Origin of the sequence: Planomicrobium sp. CPCC 101079, assembly GCF_007859275.1 — a bacterium.
Taxonomy (GTDB): Bacteria; Bacillota; Bacilli; order Bacillales_A; family Planococcaceae; genus Planococcus.
In genome coordinates this window covers 188,686-214,936 of the sequence record NZ_VOHC01000028.1, presented here as the reverse complement: position 1 = coordinate 214,936, position 26,251 = coordinate 188,686, and the positions used below count along the sequence as shown (strand labels likewise).

The window sequence follows — 26,251 nt, the reverse complement described above, 5'->3', positions numbered from 1 at the left end:
ATGTTTCATTCCAAAGAGAAGTTCAAAGAAGAATTTGCGAAACGGCTGGAGCAGGCCGGTGGGAACAAGGAGCCCCGGCTAGCGTATGCAGTACTTGGCGCCATGGTGAGAGAGGTCGTGGAAGAAGATTGGATCCGCACCAATAAGCGCTACAAGGAATCTGAAACAAAGCAATTGTATTATTTTTCAATTGAATTTCTAATTGGCCGGTTGCTTGGACAAAACCTTTACAATTTGGGGATTTTCACAATTGTTCAGGAAGGGCTGCGCGAACTCGGCTATAGCTTGGCTGAACTAGAAGAAATGGAGCCGGAACCAGGTCTTGGCAATGGTGGCCTTGGAAGGCTAGCGGCTTGTTTTTTGGATTCGCTTGCTGCTTTGCAACTGCCGGGGCATGGATGCGGAATCCGTTACAAAGGCGGTTTGTTTACGCAGCGGATTGAAGATGGCTTTCAAACCGAATACCCGACTGATTGGATAAAGGAAATGGGGAATTGGGAAATCCGGCGGGAAGATCTAACAGTGGAAATTCCGTTCTATGGCCGTTTGCATCCGCACCTTACAGACATGGAATGGGTCAAGGCTGTTCCATACGACATGCCGGTTATCGGTGCATCCAACGGGACAGTAAATACTTTGCGGCTATGGCAAGCGGAGATTTCCGAACGTCCGCTTCCGGCGCATAAAGATTTTGAGGAATATGCGATGGAAACCGCGGCGATTTCCGATCGGCTTTACCCGAATGATTCCCTGGTTACAGGGAAAATATTGCGCTTGAAACAGCAGTATTTTATGTGCAGTGCTTCTCTTCAAACCATTTTAAAAACCTTGCCTTGCCCAGTTCGGCAATTGCCTGCTCATGTAGCGATCCAGATCAACGATACTCATCCAGCCATTGCGATTCCAGAGCTGATGCGTATTTTGCTTGATGTGGAAGGATTGGAATGGGAAGAAGCCTGGTATTTGACCACCCAAACAATTTCTTATACAAATCACACCATCTTAGGGGAAGCGATGGAAAAATGGGACAGCCACCTGCTGTCGGCATTGGTTCCCCGCGTTTATGAAATTATCCAAGAAATTGATCGCCGTTTCAAAGCACAATTGCAGGAACAGCAGTGCAAAGAAGAGGCGTTTAAAAAGATGTCCATCATTGACGACGGCATTGTGAAAATGGCCGTGCTGGCGGTTGTGGGCAGCTATAAAGTAAACGGAGTAGCACAACTCCATACGGATATTTTGAAGAATCGGGAAATGAAGGAACTGTATAGGCAGTTTTCAGGGAAATTCCATAACAAAACCAACGGCATCAGCCATCGACGCTGGTTGATTAAAGCTAATCCTGAACTGACAAATCTAATCACAGAATCTATCGGACAAGAGTGGATCAAAAAGCCGATTCTGTTGAATAACTTAAATAAGTTCGCTATCGATGCTTCTTTCCAAGAGGCGCTGAAAGCGGTAAAGCAGACGAAAAAAAACCAGTTGATCGACCATGTTGGGAAAGCGGGAAACAGCCCAATTGATCCGTTGTCTATTTTCGATATCCATATTAAACGGTTTCATGGTTATAAACGCCAATTGATGAACATTCTTCATATTCAATCGCTCTACGACCGCATCAAAGAAGACAGCACATTCCGGCCTTATCCACGGACGTTTTTCTTTGGCGGTAAAGCGGCTCCTGGATATGAATTTGCCAAACAAGTCATTAAATTAATCAATGCTGTAGCAAGTAAAGTAAACAAGGACCCTTTAGTACGCAAGCATATCCATATTGTTTTTGTGGAAGATTACAATGTCAGCCATGGCGAAAAGCTGTTTCCGGCTGCAGACGTCAGTGAGCAGATTTCGACCGCATCCAAAGAGGCTTCAGGCACTGGGAACATGAAGTTCATGATGAATGGAGCCATAACGTTAGGTACGCTAGACGGCGCAAACGTTGAAATTGTTGAGCGGGTAGGCAAAGAAAATGCTTTTATTTTCGGTCTTCATTCTCAGCAAATTATGCAGCTTGAAAAGCACAAATCGTACCGGGCACAAGACGTAATCGAGCAAAGCCCGGAATTGGCAACCCTTATGGCCCGACTTCTGCATGGGGAATTTTCTGATGGCAGTGAGAATATCAGTTTTATCCGCAAGCAATTGGTGGATTTAAATGATCCTTATTTTGTGCTAAAGGATTTTCAAAGTTATGCCACGGTACATGAAGAAATGGTGGCGGCTTATGCAAATTCCGCAGAATGGTGGGGGATGTCAGTGAAAAACATTGCAGAATCCGGCGTTTTTTCCAGTGACCGAACCATCCAGCAATATTCGGACGAGGTTTGGCACCTTGAAAAAATTTAAGCACGCATTGAAATTTGAAAGGGTGGTAATGGAGTGGACAAATCGTTCAATAATACGGATTTGGAAGACTACAAAGAAAGCGGGGTATTAAAGGGCAAAGTGGCTCTTGTTACTGGGGGCAGCAGCGGCATTGGCCGTGCTGTCTCCATTGCTTACGCCAAAGAAGGCGCGAAAGTCGTGATTGGCCACTTGGACGATGAAGACTCGGCAAATGAAACGATACAAGTTATTGAAAAGTACGGCGGTGAAGCAAGGGCGCTAAATGGAGATTTGAGTACCTCTAAAAACTGTGATCGATTGGTCCAGTTTGCGCTGGATGAATTTGGCCAATTGGACGTCGTGGTTAACAATGCAGGCTTTCAATACCCCCAGGAGTCACCGCTCGACATTTCAGATGAGCAGCTTCTTAAAACGTTTCAGATTAAAGTGTTTGCGATGTTCTACATTACCCGAGCCGCGCTGCCCCATTTGAAAAAAGGGAGCCGCATTATCAACACAGCTTCCGTTAATGCTTACCAAGGGCATTCTGACCTCATCGATTACGCAGGCGCAAACGGAGCCATTGTCTCTTTGACCCGTTCATTAGCACGGCGCTTGGTTGACCAGGAAATTGCAGTGAATGGCATTGCGCCTGGACCGATTTGGACACCGCTCATTACAAAGACATTCGAAGACATAAACCCGAATGTGGCGGAAGATTTCGGAGAAGATGTACCGGCTGGCCGCCCAGGCCAGCCGTACGAACTGGCGAAAGCTTTTGTTTTCTTGGCCGATCCTCAAAACTCCTATATGACTGGCCAATTCTTGCATGTAAACGGCGGCGGTTATATGTCATCTTAATGCTCCAACTTAAAAAAGCAGAACAAGGCCGCTTCGGAATTTCTGAAGCGGCTTTGTTGCGATTGGGTATGGTTATCTGCCTGGTGCGCTGAAGAAAGGGCAAAAAGAGAAAGAACCCTATGCCTTATGGTAAAATGCAGTATGAAATGAGGGGGAGTCCTTGAAGAAAAAATGGCTAATTTTCTATAGCATACTGATTTTATTACTGCTGGCGGCTTGTATTCGCCCAGGAGAGCAGGCAGAAGAGGCTGAACCAGAAAAGCAAACAGCCCAAAAGCAGCAGGCTGGCGGCTTAAAAGTGCACTTTATTGATGTTGGGCAGGGAGATTCGACTCTGCTTGAGATGGAAGGTTATACGATGCTCATTGATGCAGGCGATTGGAATTCTACGGATGCCGTCGATTATCTAGAAAAGCAAGGCATTCAAAAAATCGATATTGCTGTCGGGACCCATCCCGATTCCGACCATATTGGGCAACTCGCTGATATCATCAATAACTTTGACGTTGGGGAAGTGTGGATGTCGGGCAACGAAAGTACATCTGATACCTTTATCGAAACATTGGAGGCAATCGACTCCACTGGCATAGATTATTACGAGCCTCGGAGCGGAGAAGTATTCGATCTGGGAGATATGAAAATCGAAGTGTTGTATCCGGAAACGGCCACAGGAAAGGCGAACGAAGAATCGATTTCGTTCCGGCTGTCGTACGGGGATATCCGGTTCGTCTTTACGGGCGATTCCGGCATTAAAGAAGAGCAGACCATGATTGATAGCGGAATAGATTTGGACGCTGAAATTTTGCATTTGGGGCACCATGGCTCTAATACGTCCACGGGCAATGCCTTCTTAAAGGCAGTTTCACCTGAAATCGCTATTTATAGTGCAGGAGCGGATAATTCATATGGCCATCCCCATGCGGAAGTATTGGCTGCTGCAGAAAACGCTGGAGCGGAAGTGTACGGCACCGACGTCAATGGCACTGTCATTATAGAGACAGATGGAAAGACATACAGCGTATCGGCGGAACGGAACGGACTTGTTAAAGAAGGCAAGAATCGGTGCATCGATTTGAACGCCGCTTCTTCTGCAGAACTGCAGGAAATCGAAGGCATCGGACCTGCTTTTGCAAAAGATATCATTGAGGAACGGCCATTCCGGACAATCGACCAACTAACGGAAATAAAAGGCATTGGACCTGCAAAACTTAAGAATATCAAAGAACAAGGTCTTGCTTGTTTGGGGGGAGAATAGGATGAGAGGGATGCTTGACCGAATCGAGGATGGCTCCAATGCAGTGATTTTATTAGAAGAATATGGCCGGGAAATTGTCATTCCTGCTTCTCAATTGCCTGAAGGCAGCCAAGTACATTCATGGTTTACCATCACGATGAATGAAGGAGAAGTTGTATCGATTGAAGTGGACGAAAATTTGGCTAAAGCTAAAGCTGCACGGGCAAAAAACTTAATGCAGCGGCTAAGAAGCAAGTCCGGAAGCCGTTTCAAAAGATGATGAAAAGAACTGCCCACACCCATTTAGGGGTGTGGGCAGTTCTTGCTTTATGCTTTCTCTGTCAATTCCAGCTTATAGTCAGCCACTTGATTTTCTTTATAAAGATTGGTGATGGAAGTCGAATAGTTGGAAATTGCAGCAAAAAAATCCATTTCTTTTTCAGGAACTCGAATGCGAAACTCCATTTTATACAACAAGACGGCAATATCGTGGTACTCTGCGCTCGTCACTTTAAAATCAAAAGTGATTTTCTGCTTTTTCTTCCCTGAAACAGCGTCGGGTATAGTTTCTGCTCGAAAGTTCAAGGCATCAATTTTGGTATCATCAATCCATACTAGGGTCATTTTGCTTTTCTCCACCTTTCAATTTTCTTCCGCGCGAAAAATTCCGATTGCCTGGCTGGCAAGCTGGGCTTTGACCATATCTTCCATCGGCGGGTTATATAGGCCAGCGCGCACATTTAAATAATGGCGGTGCATCGGATTTGATTCCGATAAGGCACGGGAACCGACAATTTTCATCGCTTTGTCGACGATGCCGATGGCTGCATTGGTAACGGCAATTTTCGTGATGCTCAACGCTTCAGCCAGCATTGCTTTGTCTTCAGCATGTTCGTAGCGTTCGACTGTACCATATAGCAGGTGGCGGGCGGTGGCTAGTTCCAGTTCCATCTCACCAATGAGTTGCTTGATATTCGGCGTTTCTGCAATAGGTTTGCCAAGCGAAGCGGGAATATAGCCCGCTGCAAACTGCACAGCATACGTCCGCGCGGCAGCGGCGATGCCGATATAACAAGCTGGAATATGAAGCAGCCAGCCTTTTGCCGGTGTTTGAGCATGGGATGGTTTCAGTACATAAGAAACAGGGATGCGGACATTGTCCAATATGAGCGTTTGGCTTGCTGTTCCCCGCATGGCGAGCATGTCCCATGAGTCGTCGATCGAGACGCCTTCTGCATCGCGCGGAACGATAAACGTCATGACAGTGCTGTTCTCAGTTGTAGCGGTCACAAAAATATAATCGAGGACAGGGGCGAGCGACGTATATGTCTTTTCGCCATTGAGGACCCACTCATTTCCGTCCTGCACAGCTGTCGTTCTTGGCAACGCGCCACGCAGCGGACTGCCTGCATTGTTCTCAGTCGCAGCAGTATTAATGAGCGCACCATGCTGTATTTTTTCCATCAGCCAATCAGCCGATTCCCGATGCCAATGCCGGTTTTCGGCATATTCGAGGACAATGCCGACATGCCAGCCGATGGATAGGCCGGTGGCGCCGGATCCTTCTGAAATTGCTTCTTGGGCAAGTATGTATTCATAAAGGCCGAATCCTTGTCCGCCGAACTCTTTTGGCAATGTCAGCGTATGGTAATCCAGTTTTTTTAAATCGGCAATATTGTTGAAAGGAAAAGAACCAAGAGCGTCCAATTCCGGTTCGCGTTTTTGGAAAGCTGGCTGCAATTCTTTGAGTTGATCCAGCAACTTTTGCTGTTCGGGTGTTTTGACGAACGACTCCATCAATGAGCACTCCTTTCAGGTTATTATCTAACTAGAACCATATCATGAAAAACCGCCAAAGCGGAATTGCCTGCTTTGGCGGCTGGGATTTTTGAGAAAAAATTAATTAAATTGTAGCTGTTTTTCTGTGGTACCTGAAAGCTGCAACAATGATTGCCCCTACCAGGAAAAAGCCGAGATAGCCCACAACCGGATAGAAGTCGTTGACAAGATTTTTAAAGCCGACAAAGCTTAGGATAAACGAAACCACTCCAGTGATAATCACGAAAATCCGGAATTTTGCCGTGCCGAACTCGAAAAATCGAGCAGAGAATGCAAAGACCATCCCGACTGCGGTATTAAAAATCATTCCAAATAAGATGATCGACATGAAAAACCCGAGGATAGGGGAAATGTCATTCGCAATTTGCAGCATCGGCATATCTGCATTGCCGACTGCATCCACTTTAGAAAAAATTGCCAAGTGGCTTAAGATAATCAGAATTCCAAGCCCGAGCCCACCGATCAAGCCGCCGCGTGCCGCCACTTTTTCATCTTTTTCCGTACCGCCCATCACGATTGCCATTGAAGCACCTAACGCAATGTTAAAAGATACATAGTTAAAGGCTGATAAAAACCAGTTAGGCACGGCAGATACTTGTTGTTGAGCGATTGAGTCAAGATTGGCGAACGAGCTGTCCATTGTCACCAAACTATATATAGCCAATACCACAACCATCAAGATTAAAAATGGCGTAATGCTGCCAATGATGGCAATGACTTTGTGGACATTGAGCATAATGGTTACAATGACCAACACTGTCATCAACGTGCTGCCAGCAATTGCCGGCAGTCCAAATTGCTGGGACACTAAAGAACCTGCTCCTGCAATCATCACTACCCCTACGCCGAACAAAGTGAAAATAATGATGTAATCGACAACTCTTCCAAATACTTTACCGCTGATGCCGTAAACCACTTCTTTGTGGGAAGTGGTCTGCATCCGGCTGCCGAGAAGTGTTAAATTCATGCCCAAATAAGCAAATAAGGCTGTTGCGATACCGGCTATAATGATGCCCATCATACCGAAACTCGTGAAATACTGAAGGATCTCCTGTCCAGAAGCGAAACCTGCTCCCACGATAATGCCGATAAAGGCGCTGCCCATTTTTATGCTGTTCTTCATTCCGTTCCCCCTTGATGCCCTGCAGAAAAAAGCTGCGATGCTATCATTTCGAAAATTAAACTTATTCAAATATAGCAAAAATCAAATGCTATATCAATGAGAAGAACGGTACTTCCAGTGTTCCTAACTATTTCCCTAAGTAACTGGAAGAAAAATGTTTAAGTTAGAATAATAAAAATATAAAAAATTTTCATTATATTGAAAAGTGAAAGGCCGTTCTCTAGAAGAGAAGCGGCCTTTTGTATTGCTTATTCGTCTTTAGATGCAATGATCACTAATTTTCCTTTATCAAGCTCTTCTTCGTATTCTTCGGCTTCTTGATCGGATAAACCGACTGCGGCCATTTGGGCCCGAAGCTCGTCTCCACGGGAACTAGTCATGTTTTTCATGCCGGTCAGAAAGCCTTGTTCTTTCATGCCGACACTTTCAGTATCCAACGCTTCAGTGATATCCTCTTCACGGCGTTTGTCATGGGCGAAAATATAAATATTGTCATCGCTATATCCTTGGCTTTGCAATCTTTCAATTTCCGCTTTTGCTTGTACCGCGTTTTCTACTGTTAGTTTTACTGTCAAAGTAATCCCTCCAATTTGATTATCACTCATTTGTATACATACCACACATAAATAACGCCTAAACAAGATGGCTTTGATTGAATCAGGTATACTGAAGAAAACAAATTGGCAAAGGAGCGGTTTTATGAAGGTTACACCAATTGGGATTTGGGGAGCTTTCCCGAATAAAAACGAAGCGACTTCTTCATTTTTGATTGAACAAGATGGTTTCCGATGTTTAGTTGATTGCGGAAGCGGAGTGTTGGCAGCGGTACAGAATTACACGGAGCTGCGCAAAATCGACGCGGTAGTTATCAGCCATTATCATGCAGACCATATTGCGGATATCGGTGTTTTGCAGCATGCGGCGATGATTGGCATGCAGTTAAAAGAGTGGGACAACATACCCTTGCCGATTTTTGCCCATGACAAAGACAAAGAAGCGTTCGACCAGCTCTCTTTTAAAGGAGTCACTGAAGGAAGAGCGTTAAATGTAGAGGAGAAAATTCAAATTGGGCCCTGGGAAGTGTCGTTTTGTGAAACGGTCCATCCGGTGTATTGTTTAGCCCTCCGGTTTTCTTCCAATGGGAAATCGGTGGTCTTTACAGCAGACACGGAATGGACAGAAGCCTTGGTTGGCTTTGCTGAAGGCGCAGATCTACTAGTAGCTGAATCCAATTTATATGAAAAGTACATCGGCATTATTGAAGGGCATATGAGTGGGAGCCAAGCTGGTACTCTTGCAGAAAAAGCAGGTGTGGGCAAATTGCTGTTGACGCATTTGCCGCAATACGGCAGCCTCGATGAAATTCTTCAAGCGGCTCAAGAAACGTATAGCGGCATCGCAGCGTTTGCTGAAATTGGTAAAGTTTACGAAATTTAAAGTGCAAAAAGGAGAGCCATGAAAAATGGCTCTCCCTTTTCTATGCCGAATTTTTGGCGTTTACGTGTGAGCTTCTTGAAATTGGGGAACAAAAAGAATAGCAGAAAGTTAAAGTAAACGGGGAGATGAAGCCGAGTGAGAGAATTTTTTCGACTCCTAAAAGGAGGAACAAAGTCCGCTTTTTGGGCTGCTTGCGTCAATACTATTGTTGCGATTATCAAAACCATCGCTTATCTAATTACAGGAAATGTCGCGATGTTTGCCGAAATGATGCATAGTTTTGGCGATGCCGCCAACCAATTGTTTGTTTTTGTCGGTTCTGCCTTGAGTAAGAAAGCCCCTACGGAACGGTTTCCAGGCGGTTTTGGCCGTTTGGTCAATTTGGTTTTGCTGGGGGCAGTATTGGTTGTCGGTGTTTTAGCTTACGAAACCATTGTAGAAGGCATTCATCATATTTCCGATACCACGCATTCGGAAGACTGGTTTTGGCTGAATATCAGCGTGCTGGGCGCTTCTGCTTTATTGGAGGCTTTTGTCCTTCAAAAAGCGATGAGGGAAATCACAGAACATCTGCCTGCGGAAAAAATCAGCGGAATGAAATTCGTCTTTCAAAGCTACAAGCACGTAAAAGAAGCGAAGCCAGCCACAAAATTGGTCTTTTTGGAGGATAATGTAGCGGTCGGCGGAGCGGTGCTGGCATTACTGGCGATTGTCATTTCGACATATACCCCGTTTCACAGCGCTACCGGTTATGCATCCATCATTATTGGTGCCATGCTGATTCTGGTAGTAGGACGGGTATTCCTGGATAATGCGGCAGGGGCGCTTGGTGTAGCTGATGTAAAGATGCAGGCAAGAATCGGAGCCAAAGTTTTACAGCATGAAAAAGTTCGGGATATCCAAGACTTGGATGTCATCAAAGAAGGGGAAAGCTTCCACATTGAATTGAAGCTGGAAGTAGATCCTAAAATGACCATAGCAGAAGCGGACGATGTCAGGGATTATATTGAAAAACGAATCAAAGAAGGGGTGAAAGGCGTCACGGACGTAATTATCGAATTCGACGAAGACGATAAAATCGACACATGGCGCAGCCTATCAAAAGAAACGCCGACTTCTTAAAGCTGCAAGCAGAAAGTTTGTATTCAAGATTTTCTGGTTCTATGCTTAAAGTACAGCTATAGAAGAAAGGGCGTTAAGAAATGAGTGAAGTACGAACAGCAATACCGGTATCTGTGTTGGATTTAGTGCCGGTGCGTGAAGGGTATACAACCAAAGAGGCATTACAAGACATGGTCGAGCTGGCGAAACACGTGGAAGGATTAGGCTATCGGCGCTTTTGGCTGTCGGAGCATCACAATACGCCGACGCTGGCCAGTTCAGCCACTTCTATTTTAATCGCAAAAGTCCTGGATAACACGGAATCGATTGAAGTCGGCTCTGGCGGTGTCATGCTGCCAAACCATACACCGCTTGTTGTAGCGGAGCAGTTTGGAACGCTGGAAACCATGTATTCGGGACGAGTCAATTTAGGGCTTGGCCGTGCGCCGGGAACCGATATGCAAACTGCCCATGCTTTGCGCAGAACCAATCAGGAAACGGCTTTCGTTTTTCCGCAAGATGTGGTCGAACTGCAAACTTATTTAAAGTCTGCCGAACACCAAGGAAAGGTCCATGCGCATCCTGGAGTAGGGACAGAAGTGCCGATTTTTATACTTGGATCGAGCACGTCCAGTGCCCAGCTAGCGGCACGTCTCGGTTTGCCTTACGTGTTTGCTGCACATTTTGCCCCTCAGCAGCTTGAGCAGGCGCTCGGCATTTACCGGAGTGAATTCGAACCTTCCGAATATCTTGCCAAACCTTACGTAATGGTTTGCGTTAATGTGATTGGGGCAGAAACCAATGAAGAAGCTGAAATGCTTTCAACCTCAAGCGATCTGTTTTACTTGAACGTTGTCAGAGGAACCCGGAATCTTCTTCAGCCGCCAGTAGAATCAATGGATGGCAGATGGAATTTCTATGAAGAAAGCATGGTGCACGGCATGTCGAAGTATACGTTCAAAGGGGACCGGAACACCCTGAGCGAACAAATCAACCGCTTCTGCGGAGAATTAGGAATTGACGAATTGATGGCGGTATCTTATATATACGATCAGGAAAAAAGAAGACGGTCCTATGAAATATTGAAAGATGCCATAGAGCAGTAAGAAAACGCTGGGAGGAACCCTGAATGAAAGTTGGAATTATTGGAGCAACTGGAAAAGCGGGAAGCCTTATTATGAAAGAAGCGATGGTGAGAGGCCATGACGTTACAGCCATCGTTAGAAATGCCCAAAAACTTGAACGGCCAGATGTAAAGGTTTTGGAAAAAGAAATCTTCAACTTAACTGCTGAAGATTTAAAGCAATTTGACGTAGTAGTCAATGCATTTGGCGTGCCGGTTGAAAAAGCAGAACAGCATGTGGACGCGGGAAAATTTCTGATTGAAGCATTAAAAGGTGCACCGAACACAAGAATGATTGTCGTCGGCGGCGCCGGAAGTTTGTTCGTCGATGAAGCAAAAACGACGCGCTTTTATGAGACGCCGGAATTTCCGGAAACCTTTAAAGCGATTGCCTTGAACCAGAGCCAAAACCTAGCCGATTTGGAGGCTTCAAAAGGGATTCAATGGACTTTCCTGAGTCCGGCTGCTTTTTTTGATCCGGAAGGAATGCGGACCGGCTATTACCAGTCGGGTGAAGACGGATTTATCGTCAACTCAAAAGGCGAGAGCTACATCAGTTACAGGGATTACGCCATCGCCTTAGTTGATGAAATTGAGGATCCTAAACATAAGAACAAGCGGTTTACTGTGGTTTCAGAAGGCGAATAGGAAATTTGTAAAAAATGCCAGCCAGCGTAACAATGCGGCTGGCATTTTTTCTGAACAAGTATGTATGGAAGAGAATTGAAGATAATGGATTGCCACTAAACGTTCACGTTCCTTCCTTAAACAGCTATAACTATCATGTATAATAGGGAAAAATTGATTAGATAAAGGCGGGAAAAAATATAATGGAATTTCTATATTTTCCAGAAGACAAGACCGAGTATATTCCAGGAATTATTTCCGTTATTGTGATATTCATTTTATCTCTTGTTATTATTTGGCTCTTAGTGAGAGCTTCGAGAAAAGAAGTGAAGAACTTAGAGGATCAAGGATATACAGTAACGTATGATAAAGACGGCAACAAGAAAAAAGAGTCCTGACGGCGTCAGGCCTTTTTTTTGTCTTATATAAAATGGGGTATACTGGATAATGATATGACATATGCAGGAAGTGGAGAAAGTGTTGATGAAAAATTTAGTTGGTGGAATTCAGTGGGCGGTCTTTCTTTTGGCTTCGTCAATAGCCGCACCAATTGCAATCGCGAGTGTTTTTGGCATGGACGGGGGAGACACAACCTTATTTGTGCAGCGTACCATTTTTGTTTTGGGAGTTGCTTGTCTTGTACAAGCCGTCATTGGCCATAAAATGCCGATCAACGAAGGGCCGGCAGGTTTGTGGTGGGGCATTTTCATCGTTTATGCCGGATTGATTGGCATGATGTACCCAACAATGGATGCGTCACTGCAGGCGCTCCAAAGCGGCCTGATTTACAGCGGGGGTTTGTTTATCATTTTTGCGTATACCGGGCTTGTGGACAAAATGAAAAAATTGTTCACGCCGACGATTACGTTCATTTATCTGCTGCTGCTCGTTTTGCAGTTGAGCGAATCCATTTTAAAAGGGTTGCTTGGCATTGTGGCTGAAGGCGATCCGATTGATGGCATCATTGTTTTTGGGGCGGTGCTGGTCATCATGATTACGTTTTATTTGATGGGCCACAAAACGGCTTGGGTAAACCGCTATTCCGTACTCTTGGCTATTTCAGCCGGATGGCTCATTTTCCTTCTATTGGATAAAGCGCCAAGCGCCGCATTTGTTGAGAGTTCTGTCTTTTCGCTTCCAGAGATATTCGTCTTCGGACCAGTGATCTGGGATAGCGGCATGTTTGTGACGGCGTTATTCCTCACCATTCTGTTGATCGCCAATATGATGGCATCGGTCCGTGTCATGGAATCGGTATTGAAAAATGAATTTTCCATCACCAAAGAAGATCGGATCAAACAAGCTTCTGTAGCGTCAGGGCTCAATCAAATATTGGCTGGCGTATTTTCATCCATTGGACCGGTTCCGATTTCCGGCGCAGCTGGTTTTGTCAGTGCTACGAGAACACCATCGCTTAAGCCGTTCATGATCGGCGGGGTTCTTGTGGTGCTGGTCAGTTTATTCCCGAATATCATGGCGCTGCTCGCAGCATTGCCGGCGCCAGTTGCCTACGCGGTCATTTTTGCGATTTTCACTAAGATGGTCGAAATGGCATTTAATGAGTTAACGGAAGCTAAAGATCAGCAACGCGCCTATAAAGTGTCGGCATTTGGGTTGATGATCGGCGTTGGGCTCATGTTTGTCCCGCCGGAAAGCATGGTCAACTTGCCGTCTGTCTTGGCTGCTACACTGTCGAATGGCTTGATTGTCGGAACAATGGCGGCAATCGCAGTCGAACAAACATTGAATTGGAGAAGCGCTAAAAAATGAAAAAAGCCGGACAGATCTTGTCCGGCTTTTTTACATTATATACTTGTTACTTCACTTTAATTTCTTCAGTCAGTTTGACAAGTTCGTCCACCAATTCACCGATGTAGGCAATGGTATCACGAAGCGGCTGTTCAGTTGTAATATCGACGCCGCCCATTTTGGCCAGTTCAACAGGCGTTTTCGTGCCGCCGGCTTTCAATACTTCGATCCAGTCATCGACAGCCGGTTGGCCTTCTTTCAAGATGCGCTTGGATACTTGCGTGGAAATTGTGAGTCCTGCGCTGTATGTGTACGGATACAAGCCCATATAGTAATGCGGCTGGCGCATCCATGTCAATTCAGCTCCTGGCGTAATTTCCACAGCATCTCCCCAGAATTCTTCGAGCACACCGCGTTTTAAGTTGTTCAAAATGCCCGCGTTAACGCTTTGGCCAGCGTCAATGCGTTCATATACTTTACGCTGATAAGCTGCTTCAAGCAAATGCGTCACAAAGTTATGGTAATACGTTCTGGCGACAATTGAAGAAATGACCCAACGCTTGAATTGCGGGTCGTTCGAGCTTTCAAGAAGGTGGTTGGCAACGAGCATTTCGTTCATCGTTGACGGCGCCTCGATAAAATACAGGGATGGGCGCGCGTTAAATACGTTCTGCTCGCGGTTGGCGTTGTAGAAATGGCCGGCATGGCCCAGTTCATGAGCCAAAACAAACACTTCGTTCATGCGTCCTGTCCAGGATATTAAAATATACGGATGGTCGCCGTAAGGGCTTGAGCAAAAAGCACCTGTCGATTTCCCGGTATTTTGTGCAAAATCGATCCAGCGTTCTGAATACGAGCGATCGACCATCTCCAAATAGTCCGGACCCATAATTGCAAGTGCTTCATTGATGTATTTTTTGGATTCTTCTACAGTGATTTCAGGTTCATACGATGGATCCAATGAAATCTTCAAATCGGCAAAGGTCATCTTGCCAAGGCCATGGACATCTTGCAGCAATTTTGCGTATTTGCGCATATGCGGAGCCAATTCTTTCATAATCAAGTCAATTTGGCGATTGTAGAGGGACTGGTCGACTTCCTGATTAAACAATAAATAATCAAAAATACTATCGTAGCCGCGCAAATCTGAAGTTGTCTTTTCCGTTTGCAGTTGCATATCATAAGTTTTCGCTGTTGTATGCTGATAATCTTTCAGCTTAGCAGAAAACGCGTTGAAGGCTGCGCGGCGAAGTTCGACATTCGGTTCGGCTTCCCAGTCACCTTCAAACGAAACGTAGCTGAGCGGATGGTTTTTGCCGTTCACTTCAAAATCGTCAAATTTCATATCAACCATTTTAGTGGTGTTATACAAACCGTATGGCGCGCTGAATGTGGGCGAATAAGCAGCTAGGGTTTTTTCCACTTCGGGATGCAATTGATATTGTTTTTTGCGGATCAGCTTTTCCAAGTACACTTTGAACTCTTCGGATTCATTCATCGCTTGCTGCAGCATCTCTTCAGGCAAGGCCAGAAGTTCACTGTTTAGAAAAGCCAGTTTGCTGCTGATCTTTGCGGCGACCGATCCAAATTTGCTCGAAAGCATTTGAGCGGCGTCATCTGTTTGGTCGGTGCTTAACACTAAACTAGCATATGTACTTAGGGGAACCAGTTTTTCGTAAAGCGCAGCATAGGCAGTCAACGCTTCAATGATGGAAGAAGCATCTGCCACTTTTCCTGAATACTGCTGCTGGAACGAGTTGGCATGCTCCTCAAGCGCGGACAATGCTTGATAAAATTCTTCTTCTGAAGAAAATAAACTTCTTAAATCCCATGTATCTTCTACTGGTACTTCTGAACGCAAGGGTAAACTCTTAGCCATAAAATCTCTCCTTTATTACGGAATTCGAACTAATTCCTAGTATAGCTTGCTAAAAAGGAAAAGTAAAAAAATAATTAAAATTTAATAAAGATTCTAATAAATTTTTAAAAAAGAGGTTTGAAAAAGATTAGAAGGGGTATTTTATTTATACAAGGCAGAACTACCGTAGGAAGAAACGAGTAAACGGGCAACTAAGATAAATCGTTTACAATCGCCTTCAGACGAGGAATTGCACAGCCTTGGCGGAAAATTTGCTTTACTGGCGATTATCACTCTCGTCGGGGACCAACGTTTCATGTGGTTTCTAATTGGAAAGTGTAACAAAAGTAAGATGTAAGTTTTTTGTGTAAGTGCATTTGAAAGACTGGCTGCCATCAATCGTCACCAAAATGTAGATGTGAATCCACATGCCGGAATGGCAAAAAGCAGTCAGAGCAAGTGAACTATAAGAATGGCGAGGGTTTGTTATTCGTCAGAAAATGACAGTTTGTAGAAGGAATTTAATCGAATTTTCCGCGTGCAAAGCCCCTTCAGGAAGAAGGGGAAGCAAAAGGGAAAGCATGATCTGATGAAAAGGATCATGCTTTTTCTTTTGGAATGCAAAAAAGGTTTGAAGCGAAAGGGCTTCAAACCTTTTTTGTTTAGGGGGAAAAGTTTGAATACTTGCATTAATCCACTAGTGCTGTGATAAGATAAAGAATATTTTGTGCTTTGGAAACCGGAAGAAAAGAGGGGTAGTTGATGGCATCGGACACGCGACATGCAATACAAGACGATTATGCGGAAGAATTCGCATGGTGTTATGGCTGCGGCCGGTTAAATCCGCATGGACACCATTTCCGCACCAGTTGGCAAGGGGAAGAAACGGTGACTTTCTACGAACCAAAAGAAGAACATACCGCCATTCCTGGATTTGTGTACGGAGGGCTGATCGCTTCACTGATCGACTGCCATGGCACTGGCTCTGCTTCTTTGGCGCTTCACCGGAAGAATGGTTTTGAACCGGGAAGCGGAGAGGAACCCCCTCGTTTTGTCACTGCTTCTTTGCATGTAGATTTCATGAAACCGACACCAAAAGGAGCAATGTTAAAAGCTATCGGAAAAGTGGAAGAAATTCACCCGAAGAAATTCCGGGTTTCGATCGAAGTGTTTGCAGATGAAACGCTATGCGCGGGAGGAGAGGTAATGGCTGTTGTCATGCCCTTATCTTTCGGAAAGTGACGAGTTCTTGCCTATAATGAAAACAAGAAAAGCCTGTTATGAAAAGTTAAAAAATTTATAACCAAGTTCACTGGTAAGAATAAACGGGTTTATTGTATAATACGTTTAATCTTCAAAAAATGGATAATGAAGTTTCAACCAATTTCTATTTTTTAAGTTGGCTCTATAAAATTACAACTCTGGGAGAAACTCCGGGAGTGACAATCACTTCATAGATGAGAGGAAGCGAGTAGAGATGAGATATGGTTTTTGGATGCCGATTTTCGGTGGATGGCTTCGCAATGTAGAAGAGGAAAATATGCCCACTACATTCGAATATGCAAAAAAAGTGACTCAGTCAGCAGAAAAATGGGGATATGACACTACCTTGATTGCTGAATTGAACTTGAATGACATAAAAGGGATGGAAGCTGATTCGCTTGAAGCTTGGTCTACGGCAGCGGCACTTGCCGCTGTAACTGAAAAAATCGAAATCATGACAGCCATCCGGCCTGCTTTCCATAACCCTGCTATCACGGCTAAAATGGCGGCGAACATTGACCAGATCTCTAATGGGCGCTTTACGTTGAACGTCGTTTCTGCATGGTGGGCAGAAGAAGCGCGCCAATACGGCGGCGAATTCACAGAGCATGACGAGCGCTATGACCGGACAGATGAGTTTCTTGAAATAGTAAAAGGAATGTGGACCCAGCCAGAGTTTTCGTTTAAAGGAAAATATTACGATATTCAAAACGCACGCTTGGAGCCGAAACCGGTGCAGCGGCCGAACCCGATTTTATATGCTGGAGGCGAAAGTCCGCGCGGCAAAAAGTCAATCGTCGAGAATTGCGACGCTTATGTGATGCATGGTGGAACAGTGGAAGAGATTGAGAAGAAAATACAAGATATGAAAGACCTTCGCAAAGCGGCAGGAAAAGAGCCGTTGCAATCATTCGGTATGGCGGCATATGTTGTGTGCCGTGATACAGAAGAAGAAGTCAAAGAAGAGTACGCACGCATTGTTGATATGAAGGATTCGAGCGGCTATGTTGGCTATAACGACTTTGTCAGCAAATCGCAGCTCGAGCAGCAGGTGAAATTGGAAGATTATTCGGTTTCCAACCGCGGCTTGCGCCCGAATTTGATCGGTACGCCTGAACAAATTGCAGATCAGATTCTGGCTTATGAAAAAGTGGGCCTTGATCTATTGCTTCTGCAATTTTCTCCGCAGCTGGAAGAGATGGAACGCTTTTCGCAGAAAGTAATGCCGTTGGTGGAAGAAAAACGAAAAGCGCTTGAAACGCTTTCTAAATAGGAGGACTTTTTATGACTGAAAAAATATATGTAATTCACGAAAATGAAGAATGGACAACCCACTTATTCAAGCGTTTGGATGAACTGGGCTTGCCTTATGAAAACTGGTTTACCGATGAAGGGCTTGTTGACTTGAACGAAGCGCCGCCAGAAGGCGTATTCTATAGCCGCATGAGTGCTTCCTCGCATACTCGCGGCCATCGCTATGCGCCTGAACTTGCAGAATCTTTATTGGTTTGGCTTGAGCACCACGGACGCAAAGTCTTTAACGGAAGCCGGGCTTTGCGTCTTGAAGTCAGCAAAGTCAATCAATATATGGCGTTGAACGCAGCAGGCATCCGTACGCCAAAAACGATTGCGGCAAACGGCAAAGAGCAAATCGTCAAAGCAGCAGAAAAACTGGGAGAATCTTCTTTTATTATCAAGCATAACCGTGCAGGAAAAGGATTAGGCGTGCAATTGTTCCATTCGATGGCAGCGTTGCATGAACACTTGGATGGCGGCGGTTTTGAACCATCAATTGATGGCATTACGCTTGTCCAGCAGTATATCCAAGCGCCGGAACCGTTTATTACGCGCTGTGAATTTGTCGGCGGCAAATTTGTCTATGCGGTGCAAGTGGATACATCAGAAGGCTTTGAATTATGCCCGGCGGATGCATGCAGCATTGAAGACTTGTTCTGCCCTGTAGGAGAGCAAGTGGAAGAAAAGCCTAAATTCCAAGTGGTTGAAGGCTTCAATGACCCGATCATTGCGAAATACGAAGAGTTTCTTCGCCAAAACAATATTACCGTGGCGGGAATTGAATTTATCCGCAACAGCGCGGGTGAAATTTTCACTTATGATGTAAATACCAACACCAATTATAATTCAGACGCAGAAGCGGCAGCCGGGAAATTTGGCATGTTAGAACTGGCGAAATTCCTTGGGAAAGAGCTGAAAAGCGTAAAAGTGACTGTCTAATCAAAAAAACCGGACCTATAAAAGGGTCCGGTTTTTCTGTGTGTTTAAGTGTAGGCGTGGAAGGGAAAATTATATATAAACAGAGGGGTGGAAGCGATGGAAAAGGAACGGCCAGAAGAAACGATTGAACCAGAGGCGGAAACGGAAGAAAAGGAAGACCATTCGCGCTTGGACGAAATCTACAGCAATATATCTTCGAACCGCTATGAAAACCTTCGAACCAGCTATATTGAAAACAAAGCGAAAGAATTGAGAAAGAAAAAGCGCTAAAATACCGGGTGCACCTAGCACCTGGTCTTTTAGCGTTTCGGGAAGTTTTGAATTTCTTCGGTGACGGCAAAAGCCAAATCGTCATTGCCGAACAGTTGCAGCACTTCCAAAAGGGTGTCATGCCCGATTTCCATATGTTCTTGTTCTGCTTCTTCCACTGCTTTCAGCAGCGTGTCATTTTGTACTTGGCCAGGATAAGCGCGCTGGTATAAAGCAACGGCATCCACGTCATGGTTCAAGCACCATTGCACGTAAAGCTGAATCATTGTTTCTTCATCTTGCTGGTATTTTTTGATAATGAATTCATCGCGATTTTTGAAGTCCATTCGCATGCTCACCCTTCTTGTATATTTGCTTGTTCTACCATACCAGACAATTTTATCGATTGCATGGACTTCTGCCATTATTTCCTCTAAAATCTACAGAGGAGAAATACAAGTGTTGGAGGGGAAAACATGAAATTAATTCAAGCACGCAAAGGACAGTTCGTTTATTATAATAACGAGCTGCACAAAATTTATTCCATTAAGCCCCTAGCTAAAAAGTCGATTTTGATGTTTCGGATCAAAGATATGGAGCAAGTGGCAAGCAAAGCGGAAGAGGTAACTTACTACAAACCGAAGCATATGGATTCGTTTTTGTTTTTGGGAGCAAAATACACGCTTCGTGAAGACCGTGTAGCAGAAGAAGGCGGCTATATTTTAATCAGCAAGCCGGACCCGGACTATATGGATCATTACTCCTTGAACGAGTTTGAGAAAGTTGAAATGGTCGAGGGCAAGGATGTAATTACCACTCGCCAAAACACAGTGAAGGCCAGGGAATTTTTTGTCATGGTTCCTGGTGAAGAACCTGGCAGCAACGATGTAACTTATCAGGACAAATCCAAGGTGTCTGCAGATCAGTTGGAAGAAGATGTGAAGCTGGAAGATACGATAAAAGAAAAGCATGCGCTAAGACCTTCAATTGGTGATGTGTATTTGAATTTGGACAATGGGGCGACCGCCATGGTGGTTGCGATTACGCAAGAAGAAGTAACATTGGGTACAGGGGACCGGTTAACGATCCACGCTTTGTACAAAGCTGACAATTGGAACTATCTCTATAGCCTTAACGACGGCGGTTTTATATGAAACAAAGGCAGACCATTCCAGGTCTGCCTTTTTCTTTGGGGTTGAAAAGCATCAAAAGAAGCCGTGAAAGTTGAATTCGGTTAATCGACTATTGGATTTTCAACTTCTAAGGGAGTTAATGCTTTTGTTTCGTCGATAAATATAAATGCATCGTAGCGCTGTGAAATTTTTGACTGGACATAATTGCCATAAGCTTCGAAATCCGGATTGTAGACAACGCCAATAGCCCGGTGTCCGACCCAATCCTCAAATAGCAAACGGCTTTCTTGATTGAAAACCAAAAATTTGTCATGGGCGCCGGAACGATGCAAAATCTCTTCCCATGAGTGGATGCGAGCAGGCGGGACGGACATCCGCTCATACGGTGCTCCCCAAGAGTCGGATGCAATGACGGTGCCGCGATAAGTTCCAAAGCCAACGGCAAAAACGTCTTGCGGGCGGTTTTGTTCCCGCAGTACTTGTCCGACATTGAGCATGCCATCTCTTCTCATGTCAGTTGCCCGGGCATCACCGATATGGGTATTGTGCTCCCAAATAATGATTTTAGCGTCGGGTCCATGGTAATCCCGCACTTCGTTGATGGCTTCGACCATATGCTCATCTCGAATATTCCAGGAGATTTCACCGCTTCGAACCATTGCCCGGTAATAATCTTCCGCGTTTTTCGCAACGAGGGCGTTGATTTCCAAGTTCAAATCGCTTTCCTGATCATCTTTATACTGTTCCTCATTGCTGCGGAGCGAGGACAACAACTTTGAGACTTCATCGACGCAAACTTCTGTGAAATTTGCTGTCGAAATGGCGTATTTTTCCGGTTGACGATTGAATGGCTCAAAGCAGGAAAACGCTTTTTTCGCCAAATCCAAATCCCCTCCGGCAGGGTTGGTATCGGTCAGGTACTGCACCACTTCTTCCATCGATTCCCACAGACTATAAACATCAATCCCGTAGAAACCAACCTGTTGTTCATTATTCTCGTTGTAGTTTTTCAGCCATCGGGTAAAATCGGCAATTTCTTCATTAGCCCACATCCAAGTCGGCCACCGTTTAAACGCCTGCAGCACTTCCTCCGAACTTTTGCCATTGCTGCTGTATCCTCGAATATAGCGGTTGACTTGCTGCGACGACGGCCAATCGCCTTCAACTGCTATTAACGTGAATCCTTTTTCTTGGATTAGCCTCTTTGATAATTCTGCACGGACGGTGTAAAATTCAGATGTTCCATGGCTCGCTTCACCAAGCATGACGATTTTTGCATCTCCAATGGCATCAAGCAAAGGCGTTAAATCCTGGGGTGATTGAAATGGCTGGGCATATTTTTTAACAGATTCTTCGAGCGGCTGGGACATGAGCATAAACCCCTTTCTGCTGTTTGGTCTTACTGTTTCCCCAAATTGAAGCGCGAAACAACTAGCGGAGGGACAAAAAAACACCCGCTTTCGCGGATGCTGTTCATTTTGCCAACACATCTTGAAATTCGGGCGTTTTCTCGATGATGGCGCTGGCAAAAGGACATTGAGGATCGATGGTCTTTCCTTCATCACGCGCGTATTGCACAACTTCCGCCACCAACTTTTTGCCGATTCCTTGGCCTTCCAATTCAGGCGAGACAACAGTATGATCAACCGTCAACATGTCGCCATTCGGCACGTAGGAAATAAACGCCATTTCTTCTTCGTTGTCCAAAAGAGAAATCTTATTGTTTTCGTGTTTCATATCCATTTTGTTTCCTCCTTTAATTCAAACTTTGTATATGTATTCCCGTTATCTGATGAGATATTCAATAAACAAGGCAACTTCCACTTGAATTTCACCTTGTAGTTTCTCGTTCAAAAGACCATAATGGTGGCATGAATACGCTTTTTCTTCCGCTGGAGTTGAACGGGAAGTTGCTTTTATGCTGAGGTTCTGACAAGGGAGCGAAGTGAAATGAAAAGCCTTATCGAAACAGATAGATTGTCTAAGCGCTATAACGGGTTTCAAGCAGTCGAGGATCTTTCACTAAGTGTCAATAAAGGGGAAATTTACGGATTTATCGGATTGAACGGTTCTGGAAAAACCACCACCATCCGAATGCTCTTAGGCATGATAAAACCAACTTCAGGAACTTGCTTCATCTATGGAAAAAAAGTGAATCTCCGCAATTACGCTATTTGGGAAAAAGTTGGTTATATGGTCGAAACACCCTATGCCTATCCTGAACTTACAGTAAAAGAAAATTTGCATGCTTTTCGCCGACTTCGCTTGATCTCCAATCCGGACGTGGTAGACCAAGTGATCGATCGTTTGAATTTAACGCCATATGCCGACAAAAAAGCGAAAAACCTGTCCTTGGGCAATGCGCAGCGCCTCGGAATTGCCAAAGCTCTTTTACACAAGCCCGGAATTTTGATTTTGGATGAACCTGTCAATGGGCTGGATCCTGCTGGGATTGTTGAAATTAGAGAGTTTCTTCAGGAGCTGGCTTTTAATGAAGGGATAGCCATTTTTATTTCAAGTCATTTGCTGACAGAAATCGCCAGGATTGCGACAAAGGTCGGCATCATTCATCAGGGCCGGCTCGTTCAAGAAGTGGAAGCTGCCCAATTGCATCTTCTGTTAAATCAAAGGCTTGTGTTAGGGGTGCGTGAGAAAACGCAGGCTCTTGAAGTGATGGCATCAGCAGGCTTCGTTTCTTCCTTAAACAAGGATGGATTCATCGAGACTTATGATGTGAATGCCATCAAGCGCCCGGACGATGTTGCGCGTTTTCTTGTCCATCAAGGGCATTCCCCCACTAAATTAGCAGTGGAGGAAGAGGATTTAGAAACCTATTTTCTGCGGCTTATCGGCCAGAAAGGGGACAAGCTGTTATGACTCCTTTACTGGCTGTATTGCAAGTGGAAGCAATGAAGCTCCGGAAATCCAAATTGCTCTGGATTGTTCTGGCGACTTTTACGATTGCGCCGTTAATGGGTGGATTTTTTATGTTCGTCTTAAAGAATCCGGAACTGGCGAAAAGCACAGGTTTGCTCGGCGCGAAAGCGCAAATTGCAGGAGAAGCTACTTGGCCAGCCTATTTTTCGATGTTAGCTCAGATTATTGCGGTAGGGGGGCTTCTGGTGTTCGGCTTTGTGGCAAGCTGGATTTTTGGCAGAGAGTATACAGACCGGACGATAAAAGACCTTTTGGCGCTGCCGTACCATAGAGGAATTCTAGTTTTAGCCAAGTTCTTAGTGGTTTTTGCCACAGCGGGTTTATTGAGCTTGTATGCTGTGGGTTTCGGCATGTTGATCGGATGGGGAATCAGCCTTTCCGGCTGGTCGTCAGCTGTTTGGCAAGAAGGGCTATTTATTATAGTGATCACAGCATTATTGACAATCAGTTTGAGTACGCCCATCGCTTTTTTTGCTTGTTGGGGAAAGGGGTATTTGGCCCCTTTGGGTTTTATGATCCTGATGGTCGTTTTTTCGCAGATTATAGCGGCTATCGGTTATGGAGATTATTTCCCATGGTCTATCCCGGCTCTTTATAGCGGCATAGCTGGAGAAGGATACAATCTGAAGGCGAGCAATGCCTTCACCGTACTTTTTACCAGTTTGGCAGGAATTATCGGTACATTGGTCTGGTGGCTATATGCCGACCAATACTAAGTTAAGTGTTTTGTTAACTGCGCTTGTAAGAGGGGTATAGCAAAAGCAACGAGGTGATAAAATGGATAAACAGCCATTAGCGGAAACAGCAGTCAACCAGATTGAGAAAGTGTTCGGGAAATATCCGGGTTATCGGCGTGCCCACGCCAGAGGAGATGTCTACGAAGGGGTCTTTTCGGCGAATGGGGCAGCGTCAGGACTAACGGCGGCACCGCATTTTAAAGCAGGCGAAGTCAAGGTGCTTGTCCGTTTTTCGCATAGCTCGCCGGACCCCACTTGGACCGATATCATGTCTCCGGTCAAAGGGATGGCGGTCCAATTTCAATTGCCGGAAGGCGCCGTGGCGAATATCGTCGGAGTGAATTCACCCATTTTCATGGCAAAAACGCCTGAGGTCTTTACCGAAATGCTGACTATCATGAAATCGTTCAAGAATGGAAAACCGCGTGTAGTCGACTTGGCCCAATTAATCGCAAAATATCCGGAAAGCAGAGCTGCCATTGAGGTCTTGAAAAAAATGCATGCACCTGCCAGTTTTGCTACCGGGCGTTATCATGCTATCCATGTGTTTTACTTTGTCGATGATCAAGGAAACAAAAGGCCGATCAAATACGAATGGGAGCCGGAAGCGGGAGTGGATACGCTGTCGCTGACAAGTGCCGCTTCGATGCCGATTGAATATTACAAAGCTGATCTGGAAGACCGGCTTGCTGCCGGGCCGGTAGCTTTTCAGCTGAATATCATCCTAGGTGAAACAGAAGATCCAACGGACGATCCGACGCAGGAATGGCCAGCAGAGCGAAAGAAGCTCACCATTGGCCGCTTGATGGTTACAAAAAAAGCGGAAAACGCTGAATCGGTTATTTTCGATCCGACTGTTACAACTTTAGGCATCGAATGTTCAGAAGACCGCATTCTCAATTTCCGGAAAGAAGCTTATTCCATTTCTCATGAACGGCGGACGAATGGAATGTAAGAAACCGGGGCCTCAATTGGCTCCGGCTTTTTGCATATAAGGAGATCTAAACTTTTGTCTTCGCTTTTGTTAATACAGTTGGCCTTGGCGGTACAAAATCGTAGATAATCTTCTAACCGAATGGATATAGCAATTTTGGCGAAGTGGGAATGGATCACCGAAAAACTGAGGGAAAATCAAATCCATTGTGTCTTTCATTTTTTCCAGCAGCAGCCGGTAAACTTCTTCTTCCGAATAGAATTGAGTTTCCCGGCCTTGCAGCCATTCGAAATAAGAGACAATTACACCGCCGGCATTCGCTAAAATATCCGGAATGATGATGACGCCCTGATCGCTCAGGTATTCATCCGCTTCCTGCGTGACTGGAGCATTTGCACCTTCAATAATGATGCGTGCCTTGATGTCCTGCATATTATTGGTATGGATCTGGTTTTCCAATGCAGCAAGCAAAAGAACATCAACAGGCATTGTCAGCAACTCATCGCGCCCTCTGATGTCCGCTGTTACTTTGGCTTGTTGAAGCTGTTCTTCCGTGTTCGGCAAATCTCCCCGGTTTGTTGCAGCAAATTCGACCAATGACAAAATGTCCAAGCCATCTGCATTATATAATGTGACGTTGCGGTCACTGACGGCTACGACTTTATTGTTGATATGGGTGCTTTTATAAGCTTCAAGCGCCGCTACAGACCCAACGTTTCCGAAACCTTGTACAGCCATTGTCAATGGCCGGTCAAAGTGGGCTAGGGCAGTTGCTGCGAAAATATTGTCGGAAGATTTTAGTTGTGTTTCATTTTCTTTTATAAAGTCATGGAGCAAATAGCGGAATGTAAAGTAGACGCCTTTGCCTGTTGCTTCCCGTCTGCCAAGCGAACCGCCATTTTCAATGCTTTTTCCGGTAAAGCTTCCAAGGTATGCGCTGCCGTTGGTGATTTTTTTGTATTCTGTCATCATCCAATCCATTTCGCGAGCGCCCGACCCGACATCAGGTGCGGGAATGTCTTTGTCAGGCCCTATGACATCGGAAAAATAACGGACGTATTTACGGGCGATAAGATTCAACTCTTTTTCCGAAAATTTGCGGGGATCCAAGACGATGCCGCCTTTTCCGCCGCCGAACGGCACGCTGTGCAGCGCATTTTTCAACGTCATTAAAAAAGCCAAGTTGACAACTTCTTCTTCATTGACGCTTTCATGGAAACGGATTCCGCCTTTGTACGGGCCAAATGCGTTATTATGCTGGACGCGGAAAGAAGGAATTCGTATAACCCGGCCATCATCCAATGGAATGCGGAGGAACGACTTGTGTATTTTGTTCGGAGTCGAAAGAATAGAGCTTAATGAAGTAAATGCTTGATTTCTCATTGGCCCTTGCAGCTCCGGCAAAAACTCTTGATTTTCCATTAAGGCATCCAAAGAATCCTGGATAATTGCTTTCGTTTGCTTTTCCATTGAGTTGAGCACC

27 protein-coding genes are annotated in these 26,251 nt (G+C 45.1%); 18 read left to right on the top strand and 9 right to left on the bottom strand.

What is annotated here, in order from left to right; translation table 11 throughout:
• The 4 genes from glgP (at position 1) to FQV28_RS13170 (ending at position 4,703) form a co-directional block, all read left to right on the top strand.
• Positions 1-2,349, top strand: a complete 2,349-nt coding sequence (glgP, locus tag FQV28_RS13185) for a glycogen/starch/alpha-glucan family phosphorylase (RefSeq protein ID WP_146496960.1) — start codon at positions 1-3, stop codon at positions 2,347-2,349.
• Positions 2,350-2,382: 33 nt separating this feature from the next.
• Positions 2,383-3,189, top strand: coding sequence for an SDR family oxidoreductase (locus tag FQV28_RS13180; protein ID WP_146496959.1), 807 nt, complete (start codon positions 2,383-2,385; stop codon positions 3,187-3,189).
• A gap of 160 nt (positions 3,190-3,349) precedes the next feature.
• The gene (locus FQV28_RS13175) at positions 3,350-4,444 is read left to right on the top strand and encodes an MBL fold metallo-hydrolase (protein WP_255472942.1); all 1,095 of its coding nucleotides are present in this window, start codon (positions 3,350-3,352) and stop codon (positions 4,442-4,444) included.
• Position 4,445: 1 nt separating this feature from the next.
• Positions 4,446-4,703, top strand: coding sequence for a DUF3006 family protein (locus FQV28_RS13170; RefSeq protein ID WP_146496958.1), 258 nt, complete (start codon positions 4,446-4,448; stop codon positions 4,701-4,703).
• Between the two features lie 47 nt (positions 4,704-4,750).
• Here FQV28_RS13170 and FQV28_RS13165 read toward each other — a convergent pair whose 3' ends face one another.
• The 4 genes from FQV28_RS13165 to FQV28_RS13150 all read right to left on the bottom strand — a co-directional run bounded on the left by FQV28_RS13165 (position 4,751) and on the right by FQV28_RS13150 (position 7,960).
• Positions 4,751-5,047, bottom strand: a complete 297-nt coding sequence (locus FQV28_RS13165) for a DUF3219 family protein (protein WP_146496957.1) — start codon at positions 5,045-5,047, stop codon at positions 4,751-4,753.
• Positions 5,048-5,065: 18 nt separating this feature from the next.
• Complete coding sequence (locus FQV28_RS13160; protein WP_186763874.1) at positions 5,066-6,223, bottom strand: acyl-CoA dehydrogenase family protein; 1,158 nt, start codon at positions 6,221-6,223, stop codon at positions 5,066-5,068.
• A 103-nt stretch (positions 6,224-6,326) separates the two neighbouring features.
• The gene (locus FQV28_RS13155) at positions 6,327-7,385 is read right to left on the bottom strand and encodes a YkvI family membrane protein (RefSeq protein WP_146496955.1); all 1,059 of its coding nucleotides are present in this window, start codon (positions 7,383-7,385) and stop codon (positions 6,327-6,329) included.
• Between the two features lie 248 nt (positions 7,386-7,633).
• Positions 7,634-7,960 carry a YflT domain-containing protein gene (locus FQV28_RS13150; protein ID WP_146496954.1) on the bottom strand — a complete coding sequence of 109 codons (327 nt, stop codon included), beginning with the start codon at positions 7,958-7,960 and terminating at the stop codon, positions 7,634-7,636.
• A 124-nt stretch (positions 7,961-8,084) separates the two neighbouring features.
• On the opposite strand from FQV28_RS13150, the gene FQV28_RS13145 reads away from it, so the two are divergent.
• The 6 genes from FQV28_RS13145 to FQV28_RS13120 all read left to right on the top strand — a co-directional run bounded on the left by FQV28_RS13145 (position 8,085) and on the right by FQV28_RS13120 (position 13,443).
• Complete coding sequence (locus FQV28_RS13145; RefSeq protein WP_146496953.1) at positions 8,085-8,822, top strand: MBL fold metallo-hydrolase; 738 nt, start codon at positions 8,085-8,087, stop codon at positions 8,820-8,822.
• A gap of 135 nt (positions 8,823-8,957) precedes the next feature.
• Entirely contained in the window at positions 8,958-9,944 is a 987-nt protein-coding gene (locus FQV28_RS13140) for a cation diffusion facilitator family transporter (protein ID WP_146496952.1), read from the top strand.
• Positions 9,945-10,024: 80 nt separating this feature from the next.
• Positions 10,025-11,029, top strand: a complete 1,005-nt coding sequence (locus FQV28_RS13135) for an LLM class flavin-dependent oxidoreductase (protein ID WP_146496951.1) — start codon at positions 10,025-10,027, stop codon at positions 11,027-11,029.
• A 23-nt stretch (positions 11,030-11,052) separates the two neighbouring features.
• Complete coding sequence (locus FQV28_RS13130; RefSeq protein WP_146496950.1) at positions 11,053-11,694, top strand: NAD(P)-dependent oxidoreductase; 642 nt, start codon at positions 11,053-11,055, stop codon at positions 11,692-11,694.
• Positions 11,695-11,876: 182 nt separating this feature from the next.
• Positions 11,877-12,071: a hypothetical protein gene (locus FQV28_RS13125; protein WP_146496949.1), complete on the top strand. Its 195-nt coding sequence runs from the start codon at positions 11,877-11,879 to the stop codon at positions 12,069-12,071.
• Between the two features lie 85 nt (positions 12,072-12,156).
• A complete protein-coding gene (locus tag FQV28_RS13120; RefSeq protein WP_146496948.1) occupies positions 12,157-13,443 on the top strand; it encodes a purine/pyrimidine permease in 1,287 nt (428 codons plus the stop codon).
• Positions 13,444-13,489: 46 nt separating this feature from the next.
• Here the strand turns inward: FQV28_RS13120 and pepF are convergent, their stop codons facing one another.
• A complete protein-coding gene (gene pepF / locus FQV28_RS13115; protein WP_146496947.1) occupies positions 13,490-15,301 on the bottom strand; it encodes an oligoendopeptidase F in 1,812 nt (603 codons plus the stop codon).
• Between the two features lie 741 nt (positions 15,302-16,042).
• On the opposite strand from pepF, the gene FQV28_RS13110 reads away from it, so the two are divergent.
• From FQV28_RS13110 to FQV28_RS19275, 4 genes are all read left to right on the top strand, one after another.
• Positions 16,043-16,522, top strand: coding sequence for a PaaI family thioesterase (locus FQV28_RS13110; RefSeq protein ID WP_146496946.1), 480 nt, complete (start codon positions 16,043-16,045; stop codon positions 16,520-16,522).
• A gap of 235 nt (positions 16,523-16,757) precedes the next feature.
• Positions 16,758-17,816 (top strand): LLM class flavin-dependent oxidoreductase, encoded by a 1,059-nt coding sequence (locus tag FQV28_RS13105; RefSeq protein ID WP_146496945.1) that lies wholly within the window; start codon positions 16,758-16,760, stop codon positions 17,814-17,816.
• A gap of 11 nt (positions 17,817-17,827) precedes the next feature.
• Entirely contained in the window at positions 17,828-18,778 is a 951-nt protein-coding gene (locus FQV28_RS13100) for an ATP-grasp domain-containing protein (RefSeq protein WP_146496944.1), read from the top strand.
• A gap of 96 nt (positions 18,779-18,874) precedes the next feature.
• Positions 18,875-19,048 carry a hypothetical protein gene (locus tag FQV28_RS19275; protein ID WP_186763873.1) on the top strand — a complete coding sequence of 58 codons (174 nt, stop codon included), beginning with the start codon at positions 18,875-18,877 and terminating at the stop codon, positions 19,046-19,048.
• Between the two features lie 29 nt (positions 19,049-19,077).
• Here FQV28_RS19275 and FQV28_RS13095 read toward each other — a convergent pair whose 3' ends face one another.
• The gene (locus FQV28_RS13095) at positions 19,078-19,374 is read right to left on the bottom strand and encodes a hypothetical protein (protein ID WP_146496943.1); all 297 of its coding nucleotides are present in this window, start codon (positions 19,372-19,374) and stop codon (positions 19,078-19,080) included.
• Positions 19,375-19,503: 129 nt separating this feature from the next.
• On the opposite strand from FQV28_RS13095, the gene FQV28_RS13090 reads away from it, so the two are divergent.
• The gene (locus tag FQV28_RS13090) at positions 19,504-20,181 is read left to right on the top strand and encodes a hypothetical protein (RefSeq protein WP_146496942.1); all 678 of its coding nucleotides are present in this window, start codon (positions 19,504-19,506) and stop codon (positions 20,179-20,181) included.
• An 80-nt stretch (positions 20,182-20,261) separates the two neighbouring features.
• Here the strand turns inward: FQV28_RS13090 and FQV28_RS13085 are convergent, their stop codons facing one another.
• Together FQV28_RS13085 and FQV28_RS13080 are read right to left on the bottom strand one after the other, a co-directional pair.
• Entirely contained in the window at positions 20,262-21,530 is a 1,269-nt protein-coding gene (locus FQV28_RS13085) for an erythromycin esterase family protein (RefSeq protein ID WP_255472940.1), read from the bottom strand.
• Between the two features lie 103 nt (positions 21,531-21,633).
• Complete coding sequence (locus FQV28_RS13080; RefSeq protein ID WP_146496940.1) at positions 21,634-21,903, bottom strand: GNAT family N-acetyltransferase; 270 nt, start codon at positions 21,901-21,903, stop codon at positions 21,634-21,636.
• A 207-nt stretch (positions 21,904-22,110) separates the two neighbouring features.
• Here FQV28_RS13080 and FQV28_RS13075 point away from each other — a divergent pair, with 207 nt between their 5' ends.
• From FQV28_RS13075 to FQV28_RS13065, 3 genes are all read left to right on the top strand, one after another.
• Positions 22,111-23,037: an ABC transporter ATP-binding protein gene (locus tag FQV28_RS13075; RefSeq protein WP_146496939.1), complete on the top strand. Its 927-nt coding sequence runs from the start codon at positions 22,111-22,113 to the stop codon at positions 23,035-23,037.
• Positions 23,034-23,813 (top strand): ABC transporter permease, encoded by a 780-nt coding sequence (locus tag FQV28_RS13070; RefSeq protein ID WP_146496938.1) that lies wholly within the window; start codon positions 23,034-23,036, stop codon positions 23,811-23,813. Before FQV28_RS13075 ends, FQV28_RS13070 begins: the two co-directional genes overlap by 4 nt.
• Positions 23,814-23,874: 61 nt before the next feature.
• Positions 23,875-24,789 (top strand): catalase family peroxidase, encoded by a 915-nt coding sequence (locus FQV28_RS13065; RefSeq protein WP_146496937.1) that lies wholly within the window; start codon positions 23,875-23,877, stop codon positions 24,787-24,789.
• 69 nt (positions 24,790-24,858) lie between these two features.
• On the opposite strand, the gene FQV28_RS13060 is transcribed toward FQV28_RS13065, so the two are convergent.
• Positions 24,859-26,238, bottom strand: a complete 1,380-nt coding sequence (locus FQV28_RS13060) for a Glu/Leu/Phe/Val family dehydrogenase (RefSeq protein WP_146496936.1) — start codon at positions 26,236-26,238, stop codon at positions 24,859-24,861.
• Positions 26,239-26,251 lie beyond the last annotated feature (13 nt).

What these genes read in the sequence shown, in the direction of transcription:
- FQV28_RS13105 (WP_146496945.1), top strand. Translation starts at nt 16,758, where the DNA reads ATGAGATATGGTTTTTGGATGCCGATTTTCGGTGGATGGCTTCGCAAT.
- FQV28_RS13130 (WP_146496950.1), top strand. Translation starts at nt 11,053, where the DNA reads ATGAAAGTTGGAATTATTGGAGCAACTGGAAAAGCGGGAAGCCTTATT.
- FQV28_RS13120 (WP_146496948.1), top strand. Translation starts at nt 12,157, where the DNA reads ATGAAAAATTTAGTTGGTGGAATTCAGTGGGCGGTCTTTCTTTTGGCT.
- FQV28_RS13085 (WP_255472940.1), bottom strand. Translation starts at nt 21,530, where the DNA reads ATGTCCCAGCCGCTCGAAGAATCTGTTAAAAAATATGCCCAGCCATTT.
- FQV28_RS13145 (WP_146496953.1), top strand. Translation starts at nt 8,085, where the DNA reads ATGAAGGTTACACCAATTGGGATTTGGGGAGCTTTCCCGAATAAAAAC.
- FQV28_RS13065 (WP_146496937.1), top strand. Translation starts at nt 23,875, where the DNA reads ATGGATAAACAGCCATTAGCGGAAACAGCAGTCAACCAGATTGAGAAA.
- FQV28_RS13170 (WP_146496958.1), top strand. Translation starts at nt 4,446, where the DNA reads ATGAGAGGGATGCTTGACCGAATCGAGGATGGCTCCAATGCAGTGATT.
- FQV28_RS13125 (WP_146496949.1), top strand. Translation starts at nt 11,877, where the DNA reads ATGGAATTTCTATATTTTCCAGAAGACAAGACCGAGTATATTCCAGGA.
- FQV28_RS13135 (WP_146496951.1), top strand. Translation starts at nt 10,025, where the DNA reads ATGAGTGAAGTACGAACAGCAATACCGGTATCTGTGTTGGATTTAGTG.
- FQV28_RS13165 (WP_146496957.1), bottom strand. Translation starts at nt 5,047, where the DNA reads ATGACCCTAGTATGGATTGATGATACCAAAATTGATGCCTTGAACTTT.
- FQV28_RS13070 (WP_146496938.1), top strand. Translation starts at nt 23,034, where the DNA reads ATGACTCCTTTACTGGCTGTATTGCAAGTGGAAGCAATGAAGCTCCGG.
- FQV28_RS13100 (WP_146496944.1), top strand. Translation starts at nt 17,828, where the DNA reads ATGACTGAAAAAATATATGTAATTCACGAAAATGAAGAATGGACAACC.
- glgP (WP_146496960.1), top strand. Translation starts at nt 1, where the DNA reads ATGTTTCATTCCAAAGAGAAGTTCAAAGAAGAATTTGCGAAACGGCTG.
- FQV28_RS13060 (WP_146496936.1), bottom strand. Translation starts at nt 26,238, where the DNA reads ATGGAAAAGCAAACGAAAGCAATTATCCAGGATTCTTTGGATGCCTTA.
- pepF (WP_146496947.1), bottom strand. Translation starts at nt 15,301, where the DNA reads ATGGCTAAGAGTTTACCCTTGCGTTCAGAAGTACCAGTAGAAGATACA.
- FQV28_RS19275 (WP_186763873.1), top strand. Translation starts at nt 18,875, where the DNA reads ATGGAAAAGGAACGGCCAGAAGAAACGATTGAACCAGAGGCGGAAACG.
- FQV28_RS13080 (WP_146496940.1), bottom strand. Translation starts at nt 21,903, where the DNA reads ATGGATATGAAACACGAAAACAATAAGATTTCTCTTTTGGACAACGAA.
- FQV28_RS13110 (WP_146496946.1), top strand. Translation starts at nt 16,043, where the DNA reads ATGGCATCGGACACGCGACATGCAATACAAGACGATTATGCGGAAGAA.
- FQV28_RS13075 (WP_146496939.1), top strand. Translation starts at nt 22,111, where the DNA reads ATGAAAAGCCTTATCGAAACAGATAGATTGTCTAAGCGCTATAACGGG.
- FQV28_RS13155 (WP_146496955.1), bottom strand. Translation starts at nt 7,385, where the DNA reads ATGAAGAACAGCATAAAAATGGGCAGCGCCTTTATCGGCATTATCGTG.
- FQV28_RS13090 (WP_146496942.1), top strand. Translation starts at nt 19,504, where the DNA reads ATGAAATTAATTCAAGCACGCAAAGGACAGTTCGTTTATTATAATAAC.
- FQV28_RS13095 (WP_146496943.1), bottom strand. Translation starts at nt 19,374, where the DNA reads ATGGACTTCAAAAATCGCGATGAATTCATTATCAAAAAATACCAGCAA.